Source organism: Acetobacter indonesiensis, from assembly GCF_000963945.1.
Lineage (GTDB): Bacteria > Pseudomonadota > Alphaproteobacteria > Acetobacterales > Acetobacteraceae > Acetobacter > Acetobacter indonesiensis.
Window position 1 is genome coordinate 34,477 of record NZ_BAMW01000021.1, and the last position, 14,921, is coordinate 49,397.

Annotated in this window: 11 protein-coding genes and 1 tRNA gene; 7 read left to right on the forward strand and 5 right to left on the reverse strand. The window is 49.6% G+C overall.

What is annotated here, in order from left to right; translation table 11 throughout:
• Together Abin_RS06990 and Abin_RS06995 are read left to right on the forward strand one after the other, a co-directional pair.
• Positions 1 to 1,236 carry a NupC/NupG family nucleoside CNT transporter gene (locus Abin_RS06990; protein WP_048845642.1) on the forward strand — a complete coding sequence of 412 codons (1,236 nt, stop codon included), beginning with the start codon at positions 1 to 3 and terminating at the stop codon, positions 1,234 to 1,236.
• A gap of 37 nt (positions 1,237 to 1,273) precedes the next feature.
• Complete coding sequence (locus tag Abin_RS06995; RefSeq protein ID WP_048845669.1) at positions 1,274 to 2,215, forward strand: nucleoside hydrolase; 942 nt, start codon at positions 1,274 to 1,276, stop codon at positions 2,213 to 2,215.
• A gap of 20 nt (positions 2,216 to 2,235) precedes the next feature.
• On the opposite strand, the gene tmpT is transcribed toward Abin_RS06995, so the two are convergent.
• From tmpT to Abin_RS07010, 3 genes are all read right to left on the reverse strand, one after another.
• Positions 2,236 to 2,874, reverse strand: coding sequence for a thiopurine S-methyltransferase (tmpT, locus tag Abin_RS07000; RefSeq protein ID WP_048845643.1), 639 nt, complete (start codon positions 2,872 to 2,874; stop codon positions 2,236 to 2,238).
• A 118-nt stretch (positions 2,875 to 2,992) separates the two neighbouring features.
• The gene (locus Abin_RS07005; protein ID WP_048845644.1) at positions 2,993 to 3,793 is read right to left on the reverse strand and encodes an RlmE family RNA methyltransferase; all 801 of its coding nucleotides are present in this window, start codon (positions 3,791 to 3,793) and stop codon (positions 2,993 to 2,995) included.
• Complete coding sequence (locus Abin_RS07010; protein ID WP_048845645.1) at positions 3,790 to 4,917, reverse strand: Ppx/GppA phosphatase family protein; 1,128 nt, start codon at positions 4,915 to 4,917, stop codon at positions 3,790 to 3,792. The genes Abin_RS07005 and Abin_RS07010 overlap by 4 nt, the downstream gene beginning before the upstream one ends.
• Before the next feature lie 195 nt (positions 4,918 to 5,112).
• On the opposite strand from Abin_RS07010, the gene Abin_RS07015 reads away from it, so the two are divergent.
• Together Abin_RS07015 and Abin_RS07020 are read left to right on the forward strand one after the other, a co-directional pair.
• Positions 5,113 to 5,186 (forward strand) — tRNA-Gln (locus tag Abin_RS07015).
• 568 nt (positions 5,187 to 5,754) lie between these two features.
• Positions 5,755 to 7,491, forward strand: a complete 1,737-nt coding sequence (locus Abin_RS07020; RefSeq protein ID WP_048845646.1) for a Hint domain-containing protein — start codon at positions 5,755 to 5,757, stop codon at positions 7,489 to 7,491.
• 218 nt (positions 7,492 to 7,709) lie between these two features.
• Here Abin_RS07020 and Abin_RS07025 read toward each other — a convergent pair whose 3' ends face one another.
• Positions 7,710 to 8,138 carry a hypothetical protein gene (locus tag Abin_RS07025; protein WP_048845647.1) on the reverse strand — a complete coding sequence of 143 codons (429 nt, stop codon included), beginning with the start codon at positions 8,136 to 8,138 and terminating at the stop codon, positions 7,710 to 7,712.
• A gap of 346 nt (positions 8,139 to 8,484) precedes the next feature.
• Between Abin_RS07025 and Abin_RS07030 the strand changes: the two genes are divergently transcribed.
• From Abin_RS07030 to Abin_RS07040, 3 genes are all read left to right on the forward strand, one after another.
• Entirely contained in the window at positions 8,485 to 9,843 is a 1,359-nt protein-coding gene (locus Abin_RS07030) for an L-serine ammonia-lyase (protein WP_048845648.1), read from the forward strand.
• 109 nt (positions 9,844 to 9,952) lie between these two features.
• Positions 9,953 to 10,735, forward strand: coding sequence for an ImuA family protein (locus tag Abin_RS07035; protein ID WP_048845649.1), 783 nt, complete (start codon positions 9,953 to 9,955; stop codon positions 10,733 to 10,735).
• Positions 10,736 to 11,019: 284 nt separating this feature from the next.
• Positions 11,020 to 13,386: a TonB-dependent receptor gene (locus Abin_RS07040; RefSeq protein ID WP_371862233.1), complete on the forward strand. Its 2,367-nt coding sequence runs from the start codon at positions 11,020 to 11,022 to the stop codon at positions 13,384 to 13,386.
• A gap of 70 nt (positions 13,387 to 13,456) precedes the next feature.
• Here Abin_RS07040 and Abin_RS07045 read toward each other — a convergent pair whose 3' ends face one another.
• Positions 13,457 to 14,791 (reverse strand): lipopolysaccharide biosynthesis protein, encoded by a 1,335-nt coding sequence (locus Abin_RS07045; RefSeq protein WP_048845670.1) that lies wholly within the window; start codon positions 14,789 to 14,791, stop codon positions 13,457 to 13,459.
• Positions 14,792 to 14,921 lie beyond the last annotated feature (130 nt).

A 14,921-nucleotide genomic window follows, 5' to 3' on the forward strand; every position in this document is an offset into this window, starting at 1 on the left:
ATGCATAGTCGCGGGTGCCTGGGTATTCTCGTTCTGATTGGCATTGCGGTCTTTTTTTCCACTGACCGGAAAAACATCAGCCTCCGTACCGTTCTGGCCTGCCTGGGAGCACAAATTGCCATTGGTTTGCTTGTGCTTCGCGTGCCCGCAGGCCAGCAGCTTCTGTGGGAAGTATCGCAGTTTGTAACCCGCATTTTATCTTGCGGTGATGAAGGGGCACGTTTTCTGTTTGGCGCATTAGCCAGCGATAAAATGGACAGCGTTTTCCCGCACGACGGGTTTGTCTTCGCCTTTCGCGTCCTCCCGTCCCTCGTCTATGTCAGCGCACTGATTGCCATCCTGTTTCATATTGGGGCCATGCAATTTTTTGCCCGTGTGACCGGCAAACTGCTGCAAAAATTGCTCGGCACCTCACCTGTTGAGTCATTCGGTGCCGTCATCACCATTTTCATTGGCCAAAGCGAACTCCCCGTCGCGCTTGGTCCGTATTTGCGCACCATGGCTTCTACAGAACTCTTCAGCGTGCTGTGCAGTGGTGCGGCCTCGGTCTCTGGGGCGACGTTGGTTGGCTATGTCGGGCTGGGTGTTCCCGCACATTATCTGGTCGCTGCTTCCTTCATGGCTATCCCTGGCGGGATGATGTTTGCCAAAATCCTGCAACCCCGTGCGCCCGGCAGCCCGGTTGATACACTGGCTGCTGGTCAGCACTCTTATAATCAAGCCATTTTTGAAACCATTACGGAAGGCGCTTTGAAAGGCACCCGCACCGCGGTTGCTGTTGCTGCCACACTGGTGGCATTTATTGGTCTGATCGCTTTGGTCAACAGCGGACTACAAGCTCTTGGCCCACTTATTCATCTGCCAGCATTATCTCTGGAATATCTGTTCGGCATGGTGTTCTCCCCCATTGCGTGGCTATTGGGGGTGCCTGCGGGGGAGTGTAGCATTGTCGGGTCTGTTCTGGGGCTGAAGCTGGTCATCAACGAATTTGTTGCCTATCTGCACCTCAGCCCATCTTTACAGAACGGCGTTCTTTCTGCTCGAAGCGGGGCAATTGCCGCGTTCGCCTTATGCGGCTTCGCCAACTTAAGTTCCATTGGTATTCTTGTGGCCGCATTTGGCAGTCAGTGCCCAGAACGCCGTGAAGAACTGGCCCGCGTGGCAGCCAGAGCCGTGCTGGCAGGCATGTTGTCCAACTTCATGAGCGCAGCTATTGCTGGCGTCCTGATTGCATAGCGTCGCCAAAAGAAGCGTAAAATAGAAGGGAATGCCCATGGACCGGCAGAAAATTATTATAGACACCGACCCTGGGCAAGATGATGCGATTGCCATCATGCTGGCACTCGCATCGCCACAAATTGAGCTTCTGGGGTTGATTGCGGCAACAGGAAATGTCCCAGTCACCCAGACGGCGGAGAATGCCTGCAAAATTCTTGAACTGGCACAAAGGCCAGACATCAAGGTTTACAAGGGCTGCCCTCGTCCCATGCGTCGGCCACCGATCAATGCACAGCATGTGCATGGGCAGACCGGTATGGATGGCCCGACACTCCCTACGCCAAAGCATCAGCCAGAAGCCCAACATGGTGTTTCATTTCTGCTTGAAACGCTTGCCAATCATCCAGAACATAGCATTACACTTGTGACCATTGGTCCTATGACCAATCTGGCAACGGCACTTATTCAAGCTCCAGATGTTGTTAAACGTCTGAAACAGGTTGTCGCCATGGGTGGGGCTTGGTCTGAAACGGGTAACATCAGCCCCGCGGCGGAATTCAACGCGTTTGCAGACCCGGACGCAGCCGCAATCGTGCTAAACAGCGGTCTGCCTGTTACACTCGTGCCGCTTGATGTGACACATAGCTTCCTCATAACAACTGACCGCCTACAGGCCTTGTCAGCGCTTTCCGGCACCTGCGCGCGTGCCGCCTATGAAATGCTGACGTTTTCCTCACGCTTTGATCTTGAGAAATACGGTTGGTCAGGTGCTCCCTTGCATGACCCCTGCACTATCGGCTGGCTGTTAGCTCCCCAACTCTTCACCGGGCGAAACGTGAATGTTGAAGTTGAGGTCGCCAGCCCCTTAACCTTGGGCGCAACTGTTGTGGATTGGTGGAATGTTACCAACCGCCCTATCAACGCCCATTTCCTGCGCACCGTCGATGCAGACCAACTCTGGGCACTGATTCTGGATGGTCTGTCACGCCTGCCATAACAGCGTTAGTTTTGAAACCCCTACTTTGAGGCAAGATGCCACGCGACTTCCGTTGCTGGGCACTTGCCTTTCAGACCGCCCGAAACCGCATGCTTATCAAGCATCTGAACGGTATAAAATTCAGTATAATGGCGCAGCACTTCCTCTGTCCTTACAGAAAACGGAGGGCCATTCAGGCATGCCTGATCATAATCCAGCGTAACCAGCAACATTGGCGCTTTGTTCGTAATATCGGCAATATGCCGAGCGTATTCGATACGCATGGTGTCAGGCAAAGCAATCAACGCCGCCCGGTCATATGTCGCATCGACCTCGCCAAGTTCTGCTTGCGTTAACGCAAAGATGTTTCCTGCATAGATACAGATATTCTCCGCCACAAAACGCTGCACTTTACTGGCTTGCGTTATCTGGGGCACGAGACCCAACTCCTGAAACAGACTTTCAATCGCTATTATACTGAGCTCAATACCGATGACTGAAAACCCGTGCGCTAACAACCAGTGAATATCAAGGCTTTTGCCGCACAGGGGCACGAAGACCCTTGCGCCCTTCTCAAGGCACAGTTCCGGGAAAAAACGGACTAAAAAGGGATGAGGCTTATTTTCATGAAACCCAATCTGATTGAGTTCCCATTTGTTCTGCCAAAATGCCTCATCCATCGCGTGTATCCTGAAATGCAGCCTTAGTCCGGCCAAGAATAACGCTTTTGGAGCACAGTCACCATTCCTGCCATAAGAGCGAACCAGTCCCGGCTCCTTACCACGCTAGAAAAATGCTTTATTCGCCTTCTTCCATGGCTTTCAGCCGATCAGGCCGGAAACCAGTGGCGACAACATACAACTCACTGGAATCCTTGCGGCTGGCAGGCGGCTTGGCATGTCTTACCTGACTAAATGCCTGCTTGAGCGTATCCAGCATCTGCTTTTCCGAACCACCCTGGAAAACCTTGGCAACAAAGCCGCCGCCTTCTGCCAGAATTTCAAAGGCAAAATGAAGTGCCTCATGGGTCAGGCCAATAATACGCATATGGTCGGTCGGGCCATGGCCAGTGGTATTGGGGGCCATATCGGACAGAACCAGATCAGCCTTACCATCCAGCATAGTCGTCAGACGTTCCGCCATTGTCGGGTCTGTAAAATCCCCTTCAATGATTTCTGCCCCTGCCACCGGATCAACCGGCAGAAGATCAACCCCAACGACACGGCTTGCCCCGCGCTTGACAATAACCTGCGTCCACCCACCCGGCGCGGCACCCAGATCAACCACACGCATGCCCGGCTTGATCAGATGGAAACGGTCATCAAGTTCAATCAGTTTGAACGCCGCACGTGAACGCCACCCCTGTTTATGGGCCGCCTGCACATACGGGTCATTCAACTGGCGTGCCAACCAGCGCTGCTGCGCGGTTGTACGCCCGCGCGCCGTACGCAACGAAACCGATTTCGTGCGGAGTTGACGGGGGGCATCTGAATCGTCCTGCCCCAAGCTGGCACCTGGGTTGGAACTGCTTTTACGGGCACGCCCTGGCACACGCAAAGGCTGGTTTCTCCGGCCCGAGCCGGATTTCTCGTTCGTCATGATCCTGTCGCTTGAATAGACTGCTGAAAGGGTATGGGCCCCAGCATGGGAGAACGCTGAAAGCGCCGTTGCGACGACCCCGCTTTCTGGATCATACGCAAAACCATGCCGTCCCTTAGACCACGATCAGCCACAATGATATCTTCAATAGGCCACGTATCGTGAATAGCCTCGAAAATAGCACATCCGGGTAACACAAATGCAGCCCGATCAGGGCCAATGCAAGGATGCTTTTCAACACCTTGCGGCCCCATTTCCTGCAACATACGCACAGCCCGCCGTGCACTGACAGAGGGCAGTTGTGACCCATCAACCGCCGCCCGCGCGTAACGCGGCAAATTCAACACCAGACTGGCCAGCGTTGTTACTGTGCCACTTGTACCGATAAACCGCGTCTGCCGCCGCCGAATTTCCGGCCCAATGCGGTGCACGCTTTCAAAGTGCTGCAAGGATGCCTTGGTAAAGGCCACCATTTCCTTATAACAGCCAGGATCATGACTGCTGGCAGGCCCAAACTGTTCAGATAGGGTTATGACACCCACTGGCAGGCTGAGATAGCCAATCAGGTCCTGCGCCTGCCGAAACGGGTCCACCCTAACCCACGCAATTTCGGTTGACCCGCCACCGATATCAAACAGCAACGCCCGATTACGGGGGGCGCCAAAACGCGGATTGTGTATCAGGTTCGCACAACTTTCCACCGCCAGGCAGGCTTCCTCACGCCCGGAGATGATGTTGATATCAAAGCCTGTCTCTGACCGTACACGCTCCAAAAACGCAAAACCGTTTTCAGCACGACGGCAAGCTTCCGTCGCAACAGCGCGAATGTCTTTAACCTGCCTGCGGCCAACACGGTCTGCACAGGTGCGCAAGGCATCCAGTGTGCGTTCCATGGCTGGTTCACCCAGGCGGCCCGTATGGTGCAACCCTTCACCGAGTTTTACCATCCGGCTGTAGCTGTCAACCACACGAAAGCCACCGGATGTCTGCGCTGCCACCATCAGGCGGCAGTTGTTGGTTCCAAGGTCAAGCGCTGCAAACAATTCATCCTCAGACTGCCGAGGATAAGATGAAGAATAGACGGGTCTGCCCGGGCGACCGGCCCAGGGGGGAATGCGATCCATCTGTCCGGTCCTTCTTGGTAAGAGGTTGATACATCGTTAGTTCCTATTTTTGGGGACGGACGCCAAAGGAGCAAGACAAATATGCATCAAAATGAGAAATCTTTTTGCAAACCCACTTGCGCACCTGTTTTGCTGGTGCTAGGAGAGCGTCACCGACACGGAAGTGATTGAGAACGCTTTCGAAAGTCCCCATGCTGGGGGATAGTTTAGCGGTAGAACTACCGGCTCTGACCCGGTCAGCCCTGGTTCGAATCCAGGTCCCCCAGCCAAAATTCACAAACAATAGTTTTAAAATTAGGATGTGGCTTTCTATTCTGCTTCAAAGTTATGAAGTCGCCAGCTCCACCCTTGCAGCGCACACCACGAATAATTCCGCATCACAAGCTACACGGTCTTTCAGATATTCCCTTTGAAACTTTAATATCGAATATTTTGGAATATCATTTCTGATCGGCTGCATATGTTTGTTCTTAACTCACCCCGCTCGTTCCATGTTGAGTTATTTTATGTGTGGAAGGCGTAAAGAGACGAATATTCTTCCCCAAAAGAACTCCCCTTTGAGCATATAAATATAAATTTTTGACAATACCAATTATATATAAAAATATAATTTCGTTATTTCATTAAAATTTCTTTCTTGTTTTTCAGTTTTACATAATTTTTCTTATATTATGAAATATTTTTTTAGATTTATTTCGATAATTCGAAAAATTATTCTTAATTTTCACAGGAAATAAATTCAAAAAATTATTTTGTTTTTGTTGACTTAACAAAAAAATTATTTAATTTTCGACATGTTCACGATTTACAAACTTATTTTGATTGAGGTTACGTATTATGGCCGACACAACAACAGATACCTGGACCGGAGCCGCTGGCACCAGCAACTGGAATGACGCTGGTAACTGGAGCAACGGTGTTCCAACTTCTACATCAGATGTCGTTATTGATTCGGGAGCGCTTGGCTCTACCCTTTCCATCACACTTCCTGAAGGAGGAACGTCAGCAACCATCGCCAATTTAACAATTACCGGTGATGGTAATGTGACATTGAATGGATTAAGAAACGCCAAAAATACCCGAACATTATTAACAGTAAACGGTGACATCGTTGTTCCCACAAATGGCGTTACAACGTTCAATTCAACGTATATTACAGCCAACAATGTTTCTGGTGGTTCTCTTGTTGTAGCCAAAGGCACCACACTTATGGCCAACATAACAACGCCGCTTATATTTCCTTCCACAAATGATGGGATATGGCCGAACTCAATTACGCTATACGGACCAGGCGTCCCGTCTAGTGTTACAAATTTTTCTACAAACGATTCAATCACTTTTGGGTGGCTTGGTGGTCACGGGGATGTTGTTTACATTCGTGACGCCCCTGGCAGCACAGGATCGACCTATGAAGTCTATGACGAAACAACAGACACCGTGCTGATTTCGCCACTAACAATGGCGCTTGGTGAGTCTCCTGAATCCCTCACATGGGATAGCTTTTTAGGTATGCTCAATTGCTTCTTGAGCGGTAGCCTCATTCGCACACCAAGAGGAGATGTTGCTGTCGAAGAAATCAGCATTGGTGACGAAGTTATCACTTTTGACTGGAAAACTAACCAGGAAATCTCCCAGAAAGTTATCTGGGTCGGCAAAGCCAATACCCAAGTAAAGCCTCACCTTTCTGATGATGAAGCGGGTTGGCCTGTGCGCATTCTCAAAAATGCGATTTCTGAGGGTGTTCCATTCAAAGACATGCTGATTACCCCCGAACATTGCTTATTTTTTGAAGGCAAGTTCGTACCAGCACGTATGTTGGTCAATGGCGCGTCTATTTTCTTCGATAAATCCATTACGTCCTATGATTACTATCATGTAGAAACTGCCCAGCATTCTGTTATCACAGCGGATGGCATGCTGACCGAAAGCTATTTAGATACCGGCAACCGGGCGTCTTTCAGTCAGGAGGGCAAGGTCGTCAGTATATTGCGTGGGGTTGGTCGAACCTGGGAAGATGATGCCGCTGCACCATTGTGCGTAGATCGTGCCTTTGTTGAACCCTTGTTCCATAAAATTGTGGCACAGAATGCCAATCTGGCCACTTCCCCGGCATCTGCCACAACAGCAGAACTGGTTACAGATCCAGATTTACATCTGGTCACGGACAATGGTGCAGTGATTCGCCCTATTCGTCACAATGGACAGATTTATAACTTTATGCTGCCTGCCAATGTCAGCTCGGTGCGTATTGTGTCTCGCGCAAGTCGTCCTTCTGACGTGGTTGGGCCATTTATCGATGATCGTCGCTATTTTGGCGTCTCCGTCGCCGAAGTGCACCTCCTTTGTGCAGAGCAGCAGTTTGACATCACGGCTCATCTTCAGTCCAAGAAGCCCAAAGGCTGGCTGGAAAACACTGACACAAAATCATCTTGGACAAACGGTGACGCAGAGCTGCCGTTAGGCGACCATCTCGCTGATGGAAAAATTGGCCTTCTGTCCATGACCATCAATGCCGCTGGCCCTTACGTGGTCAAAGACAAGGATGACGCAAACAGAGAAGCTAAATCCGCCTAAAATATTATAAATTAGGGTTTCCATGCAGGCTCTGTCTTTTTTGGCAGAGCCTGTTTTTTATTCTGTATGGCCAGACACCAACCGTTAATTAAAAATGACACCTTTGATGCGTAGCTGATCATTGTAGAGTTTCCTCTCTAGCGCTCTTGAAAAAACGTCAGCAAGCGCCACAACGCTCTTTACGTCAGCGATAATCGGTCATGAACCCTCTATCATAGCTACTGACAGGTATGGGCAGAGCACGTCAGCCGATCTAGTGTAAAAGCCTCCCCATAAAGCGCAACATACGCTCCGGTTGATGGGTCGTACGTGTCATCATCTTTACCAAATTGCATATGAATTTTACCTAAAACAGGAATCTTGATATCCATACCGTTAGCGTAAATGTTTTCAGATTTTTCTGGGTAAATATTTTTTCTTTTACCCTTTACTGTTATGTCTTCACTCTGTGAAACACGATTTAAAAATGTTGCCTGCTCCGAAGAGAACGACAATACTTTTGGCGATATAGGGTGACACAGTAAATTACTTGCGCTGTGTCCCTGACATGTTGGAGGGATAATGAGAGGATCAATTTTTTCGGCCCGAACAACGACACTCCCATTATAAAGCAAATACAAAAGGAAAATATTTTTGAAACGAATCATTTCTAAATAACTCTCCCATTCCTAAATAATAGAGACTGATTACTCACCTTATAAAGATAAATTAAAATGTTTCCAAAAATCCTGTATAATTTATAAACGATATCCATATCAAAACTATAAATTTCAAATTATATTCCACGTTATATTTTTATTTTCATCAGAAATAATCAAACTATTATCATTGGTCCGTAGAAAATATCCTCCACATAATAAAGAGACCAAATAACATATTCAGAAAAACACCCCGATCATCTGAACCACATAGCCAAATCTGTTTTAGTATATCCACCTACCGGCCGATCCAGAACCTTGTGTCAGGCTACAGAACCAAAAGAGCCATTCCTCTATGATCAGTTTGTTCGACCTTTTTAAAATTGGCATTGGCCCCTCGTCTTCTCATACAGTTGGACCAATGCGTGCTGCGCGGCGCTTTATCCATTCTCTGGAACCCAACGTAGAAATTGGCCGCATAATGGTCACTCTGTACGGATCATTAGCTTGGACTGCCAGTGGCCATGCAACAGATAAAGCCGTCGTTCTGGGGCTAGCCGGGGAAACGCCAGAAAGCATAGACCCCAACACTGCCAACAGTATTGTAGAAAATGTGAATACACAGTGCTTGCTGTTATCAGATGCAGGGCACATCCGGTTTGATCCAAAAACAGATATTGTTCTTGATAAAGAAACAATCCCTCCGGTACATCCTAATACACTTCAGTTTGAAGCTTTCTCTCCTAACGGTTCTTTAATTGCACAAGCCCGATTCTGCTCGGTAGGTGGTGGCTTTATTGTTCCTGAAATTCATACCGAAGGATCAACTTACACGCTGCCAGACATGCCGCATGACTTTTCTAGCGGACAGGAACTTTTGGAGCGGACAGCAGAAAGCGAACAAAGCATTTCTGAGGTTGTTTTGGCAAATGAAGCTGCCTTACGTCCACCCTACGAGGTTGAAACGTATCTGGACAAAATTATCGATACAATGATGGCGTGCATTGAGCGAGGCCTTTGCGAAACAGGCACCCTGCCCGGCCGCCTGAAGGTCAACCGTCGTGCCGCAAAGCTGTACCAACGGCTCACCGAAAGGTCGTTACAAAATGACCGCCCAGCCCACGAGGTCATGGATTGGGTCAGCCTGTTTGCCATCGCTGTCAATGAGGAAAATGCGGCCGGAGGCCGGGTCGTCACGGCCCCCACAAACGGGGCAGCCGGTGTCATACCAGCGGTGCTTCGCTATTATCGTGACTTCTGTCCCGGCTCTTCACAGCAAGGCATGCGGGATTTTCTTCTGACCGCTGCCGCTATTGGGGGATTATTCAAACTCAATGCCTCTATTTCAGGGGCAGAGGTTGGATGCCAGGGGGAAGTTGGTGTCGCATCCTCAATGGCAGCGGCTGGTCTTGCCGCCGCACTTGGTGCGAACCCACTTCAAATTGAAAATGCCGCAGAAATTGGCATGGAACACCATTTGGGCATGACGTGTGACCCCGTGGCTGGGCTGGTGCAGATCCCGTGTATCGAACGGAATGCTTTTGGCGCAATCAAAGCCATTAACGCTGCATCTCTGGCTATGCATGGTGACGGGGCACACCATGTTTCACTGGATCAGGTTATTCGCACCATGGCGGAAACAGGCCGGGATATGAACCATCGCTACAAGGAAACATCTCTGGGAGGCCTCGCTGTCAATTTCCCGGAATGCTGACACCCATTAAGGACGCCCGACTTTTGTGACATTCCATGCAGGGCGTTCTCTTATTTCTTGTGTTCTTGTTTTGTTCTTGGTATTGCGGACGAGAACAAGGGAGAACGCCATGACCTCGCCTCACTCCGATACCGTTGCTCTTCTGCGTGAGAGACTGATACGCATGGAGCAGTGTGGAAACGTCGTTAGTAATTTTATTCCGACGGGTCAGTCCTCTATCGACCACTATCTGACTGGCGGACTGGAGCGAGGTGCTGTGCACGAATTTTATGGTGCCGCCAGTAACCGAATGACTCTGGCAAAACCCTCCCGCTTTGTTGCGTCCGCTTTGGCAAACATTGCCGGGCCTGTTCTATGGGTGGGAGAAGAGTATCTTGATGTATCCGTTGCCGGTATTCGCGACACAGCCCTAAATCCCGGCAGATTACTCTGCGTCACGGCGGCCAAAAATGCCTTACAGGGGTTATGCGAAGAAATATTACATGAGGCGGGCATCGCAGCCCTTATCATTGATATGCGTGCGCCCCCATCCCCGGCAGAATCAAATCGTCTTTACCGTGCTGCCAAATCTAGTGGGGTAACCGTTTTCCTGTTGTTACCGCAGTCGGCGTTGGGCTCTCCTCTTATCGGGACATCAAGCACAACACAGTGGCACATTGGGACACATTCCCCTGCTTCGACACATCCTGCATCCGGCGGGGTTCGGTCGCTTTTGAACGATCAACGATGGAATGTGGAACTCCTCTCCTATCAAGGACAACCTGGCAGATCTTGGGCTATTGATCCTTCACTTTTTGGGGTTACAGGAAGTGCCACTATAAACAACGAGAAATCGCCCAAAAATCGTAGCCGCTGGCATCCTTCTCGGTGGATTGAGGCTGCTTCCGCTTGATATGGCCCCTTACTTATTCTGCACCCCCAACCACAGTATGTAGCCCTATTGCATAGTGTCCGGGCTTCAACATTCAGGCTCGATTAGCTTGTAAATGGCTATTTCCCTGTAAAAACAAGAAATCATCCAAAATGTAACAGAATTATCACACTGTGACTTGAATGCTTTGCATATGTGGTGGACATGCGGTTAAGACACCGGTCTTTACTATAACCGTACGTTCTGGAGTATTGGCCACAGTGCGCACTAAAAATCTGCTTTTGTCTTCCATTGCACTGTTTGCCATGCAGCATACTGCTGTAGCAGCCCAGGGCGAGGCCACTCATAAACAGACTACGCGCCATAAAGTGGCCAAACCGTCGCTATCCCACTCACAGACAAATGCGCCGGACCATCAGCCAGCCGTAGCATCCCGTCGCCACACCAAACCAACCAATGTGGAAGCGCATGAAGCAGAAAATGTTTCTGTAACAGCACGGCAGCTTACAGGGCGAGACGCCGAACAAGCAGTCTCAAAAGCCATCATGCGTCAATATGTTCCGGGCACCAGCCCGTATAAAATGCTTGATCGGCTGCCGGGCGTCAGTTTCTCCTCCACCGACGCATTTGGTATCGATAGCTTTGGTGCCAACCTGTACGTCCGCGGCTTCTTCATGAATCAGATGGGCGTCACTGTTGATGGCGTTCCACTAAACGACCAGACTTATCAGTCAGTCAGTGGAATGAGCTTGGCATCCGCCATTATTCCTGACGACATTCAGTATATGCGTATGTCTCAAGGTGCAGGGTCTGTTGAACTTCCCTCCACCAACACCTTGGGCGGCACCATTCAGATTGGTTCGGCTGATCCGCTTGACCAACGCGGTGGGAAAGTCAGTCAGACATTTGGCAGTTATAATTCCTACCGTACTTACGTTCGACTAGATTCTGGTAAACTGAATAAAAGCGGCACCAAATTTTTCACATCCTATGCCCGCACGGATGAAGGGATGTGGATGGGAAGTGGCGACCAGTTCATGCAGCAGGTTGATGCCAAGCTGGTTCAGCCAATTGGGGAACGCAGCCGCATGTCTGCATTCTTTAACTGGTCAAGTCTGGCGCAATGGAATTATCCAGACACCTCAGTCGGTATTCTGAAAAATCTTGGCTGGCGCACGCCCCATCTTTATCCCAACTACGCCCAAGCATACGGTATCGCAAATGGTACCGCCAGCCTGCCCGCCGGATATGGGAATGTTCCGGGTATCGATGGCTCTGAAATTGCCATGTATGACGGCGGTCAGGCTGAAACCAACTATATGGGCGGCCTGCATTTTGACCTTGCCCTGACTGACCACCTGACCTGGAACACAACCATATATGGTCACAGCCAGACAGGTTATTACAGCTATACCGATAGCGAAGATCCCTCCCCCAACGGCGCTCCCTTTTCCGAAGAGGTCTGGCAGAACCGTCAGGAACGCTACGGTCTGGACACAACACTACGCTATATTTGGGGCAGACATACTTTCGAAGGCGGTGTCTGGTATGAAAATAACAACCAGCAGGCTGGTCTCTTCAACTATCAGCAGCCCGTCCTTGGGCAGGGTTCGCCTCTAAAGGCTGTCGGACCATACAACACGTATGGACCCGCTTTTTTACAAGGCTATAATTTTCAGTGGACCACCAATGTCATGCAGTTTCATCTGCAAGACAGCATCAAGCTGACCCCCGGCCTAACACTGCACGCCGGGTTCAAATCCATGGTTGCCACAACAGCTGGCGGTGCCACGTATAATAATGCGGACTGGACCGGCGCAGATGCCCTGCCTAATGGTTCACTCACGGCATCTCAGGCTTTTCTGCCCCACGTCAATCTGGACTGGCATATCAATCCCCACCATGAAATCTATATAGACGTTGCTGAAAACATGCGCGCCTATGAAGTCTCCGCCTATGGCGTGGCTAACTCTGTCTATTCTGTACAAGATCAGGCCACTTTTCAGGCCCAGAAAAAAACGCTCGAACCGTCAAAGGCTTGGGTTTATCTGGGTGGCTACCGCTACACATCCCGCTTTGTTCAGGCAAATGCCACCATCTATCATGCCAGCCTGATCCACCCTATTCTGGCCGCAGCCGTAGGCTCACTTACCAACCCGGTGTCTCAGGTTATCGATTTTGGTCATATTTCCATGACCGGGGCTAACGGTGCGATTACCCTTACGCCCATTCACGGCCTGAATTTTACCAATACGTTAAGCTATAATAAGGGCACCTATGATCGGAATGTAGACACGGTCGGTGGATACTATGCTCTTGCAGGCAAGAATATCGTCAACTATCCGGCCTGGATGTATAAAACGGCCCTCTCTTATACGTGGAGAGGCCTAACCGCCCATTTTGATGCGAACTATTTTGGACGCCGCTACTATAGCTTCATGAATGATACCTCCACTCCGGGCTACTGGCTTGCCAACGCAGGCGTAGAATATCGGTTCGGGAAGCTAAGCGTGCTGAAAGATGTCACAGCCAGCTTTAATGTCTATAACCTGTTCAACAATAAATATATTTCCATGATGGGTCAGAACGACAACCCCGCCACAGGAGACTATCAGTCTATGGAACGCGGGGCTGTCAGGCAGTTTTTTGGTACTGTCAGCGCTGCATTCTGACACCAAATATTCGGGTCTCTATTCTTGTTTCGTAGAGACCCGAATAAACAAATTATTGAAAATAATTTCTCTATTTAAAAATAGAAAGACCCTTTTTGTTTTCTCTCCCGCATAAGAAAGAGAAAACAGGAATACCGCACACCAGTAACATAAGAAATGACGCCAGAACGCTGGAAAGTGCTGCCCCGTCTACACCCCATTGAAGAAGCAAGACATATAAGAGAGGAAAATAAACCGCTATGACTGTTATCCGTGCTCTCAACACCATCGCAATCTGCCCCAACACTGTCAGTAGCGGTTCCAGCGGCACAAGCCCGATATCCAGCAACGCGCTGGAAACCAGCAACACAAGAATGGTTTTCTGGCCGGGCCAACTATGATGCAGCATATAGGAAAACAGACTATTCCCCACAGTAACAGTCAGAAGAAAAACCAGAATAGAAAATGCTGCAATCAACCCGAATAATTTGAGTGTAACCTGACGCATGCCCTGCCAGTCCTGCTTATCACGAAAGCGGATAAATTCAGGATAAAGGGTTGGCAGCATCATTTGCGCAGGCTTTGAAAGTCCGTTGCTTATCTGCCGGGCTACCCGATAAACAGCCGCCTCCCCCGCACCCAGAACTGCACCGATAACCAGAGTGCCACCTTGTTGAAATACAGATTCCAGAACCTGATTGACACTTGTGCTCAGGGTAAACTTCCATATCCCCGGCACATTTCTTACAGGGCTTAAGAGTGTCCTCATAGGCAAGAAAGCGCCGGTCTGTTTACGCAAAAGATAAAGCCCTGCGCACGTGCATGACAAAAACATAGTCAACTGTGTCGCGCACCAGACAAATAGAAAATACCCCAAACCTAAATGCAGCAAATACCCTATGCCACAACCACCTGTGCGCACGCAGGTTGTAATAAATTCATAAAATGTTACCAGCTTGAAGCGGTTACACAACCGCAACATCCCGGTTGACCACCCTGTATTCATGAACAGGATGGTCAGCATGCAGAGAAGAGCATCTGGTTTTATAGAGTCTGGCCATCCCAGAAAAACCGGGCCTACCAGCATGATCGCTCCAAGCCCGCATATCATGCCGACTGCACCACTCAGAAAATCAGCGCGCACACAGAAGGCCAAAATATTATAAAACTGGTCATATTTCTTTTGACTAAACGGGGCCGTTCCGTAATGCAGAAGCGCCTGCCACGACTGAAGATGCGTAATATCAGACACTAAAGACGCAAAGGTCGTGACCAGAATCATGACGCCAAATGCATCAAGCCCAAGTGTCTGGGCGGTCCAGGCAACATAAACAAAGCTGCACACCGCATTCACTACGCGCCCGGTAATCAAGACCCCAGTGTTGCTCAGAATACGCGTGAAAACAGAATGCGAACCAGATGCCATATGAACCATCAAACTCTGTCTAAAATCAGCCTTTAAGGCGACGTGACAGGGTTAGAACCTGCTTTGGCCCCGAAGGCAATAAAAAGACAATTTGATTAAGAATTATTTGGCATACAGTAATTTGTGTCAA

What these genes read in the sequence shown, in the direction of transcription:
- Abin_RS06990 (WP_048845642.1), top strand. Translation starts at nt 1, where the DNA reads ATGCATAGTCGCGGGTGCCTGGGTATTCTCGTTCTGATTGGCATTGCG.
- Abin_RS06995 (WP_048845669.1), top strand. Translation starts at nt 1,274, where the DNA reads ATGGACCGGCAGAAAATTATTATAGACACCGACCCTGGGCAAGATGAT.
- tmpT (WP_048845643.1), bottom strand. Translation starts at nt 2,874, where the DNA reads ATGGATGAGGCATTTTGGCAGAACAAATGGGAACTCAATCAGATTGGG.
- Abin_RS07005 (WP_048845644.1), bottom strand. Translation starts at nt 3,793, where the DNA reads ATGACGAACGAGAAATCCGGCTCGGGCCGGAGAAACCAGCCTTTGCGT.
- Abin_RS07010 (WP_048845645.1), bottom strand. Translation starts at nt 4,917, where the DNA reads ATGGATCGCATTCCCCCCTGGGCCGGTCGCCCGGGCAGACCCGTCTAT.
- Abin_RS07020 (WP_048845646.1), top strand. Translation starts at nt 5,755, where the DNA reads ATGGCCGACACAACAACAGATACCTGGACCGGAGCCGCTGGCACCAGC.
- Abin_RS07025 (WP_048845647.1), bottom strand. Translation starts at nt 8,138, where the DNA reads ATGATTCGTTTCAAAAATATTTTCCTTTTGTATTTGCTTTATAATGGG.
- Abin_RS07030 (WP_048845648.1), top strand. Translation starts at nt 8,485, where the DNA reads ATGATCAGTTTGTTCGACCTTTTTAAAATTGGCATTGGCCCCTCGTCT.
- Abin_RS07035 (WP_048845649.1), top strand. Translation starts at nt 9,953, where the DNA reads ATGACCTCGCCTCACTCCGATACCGTTGCTCTTCTGCGTGAGAGACTG.
- Abin_RS07040 (WP_371862233.1), top strand. Translation starts at nt 11,020, where the DNA reads ATGCAGCATACTGCTGTAGCAGCCCAGGGCGAGGCCACTCATAAACAG.
- Abin_RS07045 (WP_048845670.1), bottom strand. Translation starts at nt 14,791, where the DNA reads ATGGCATCTGGTTCGCATTCTGTTTTCACGCGTATTCTGAGCAACACT.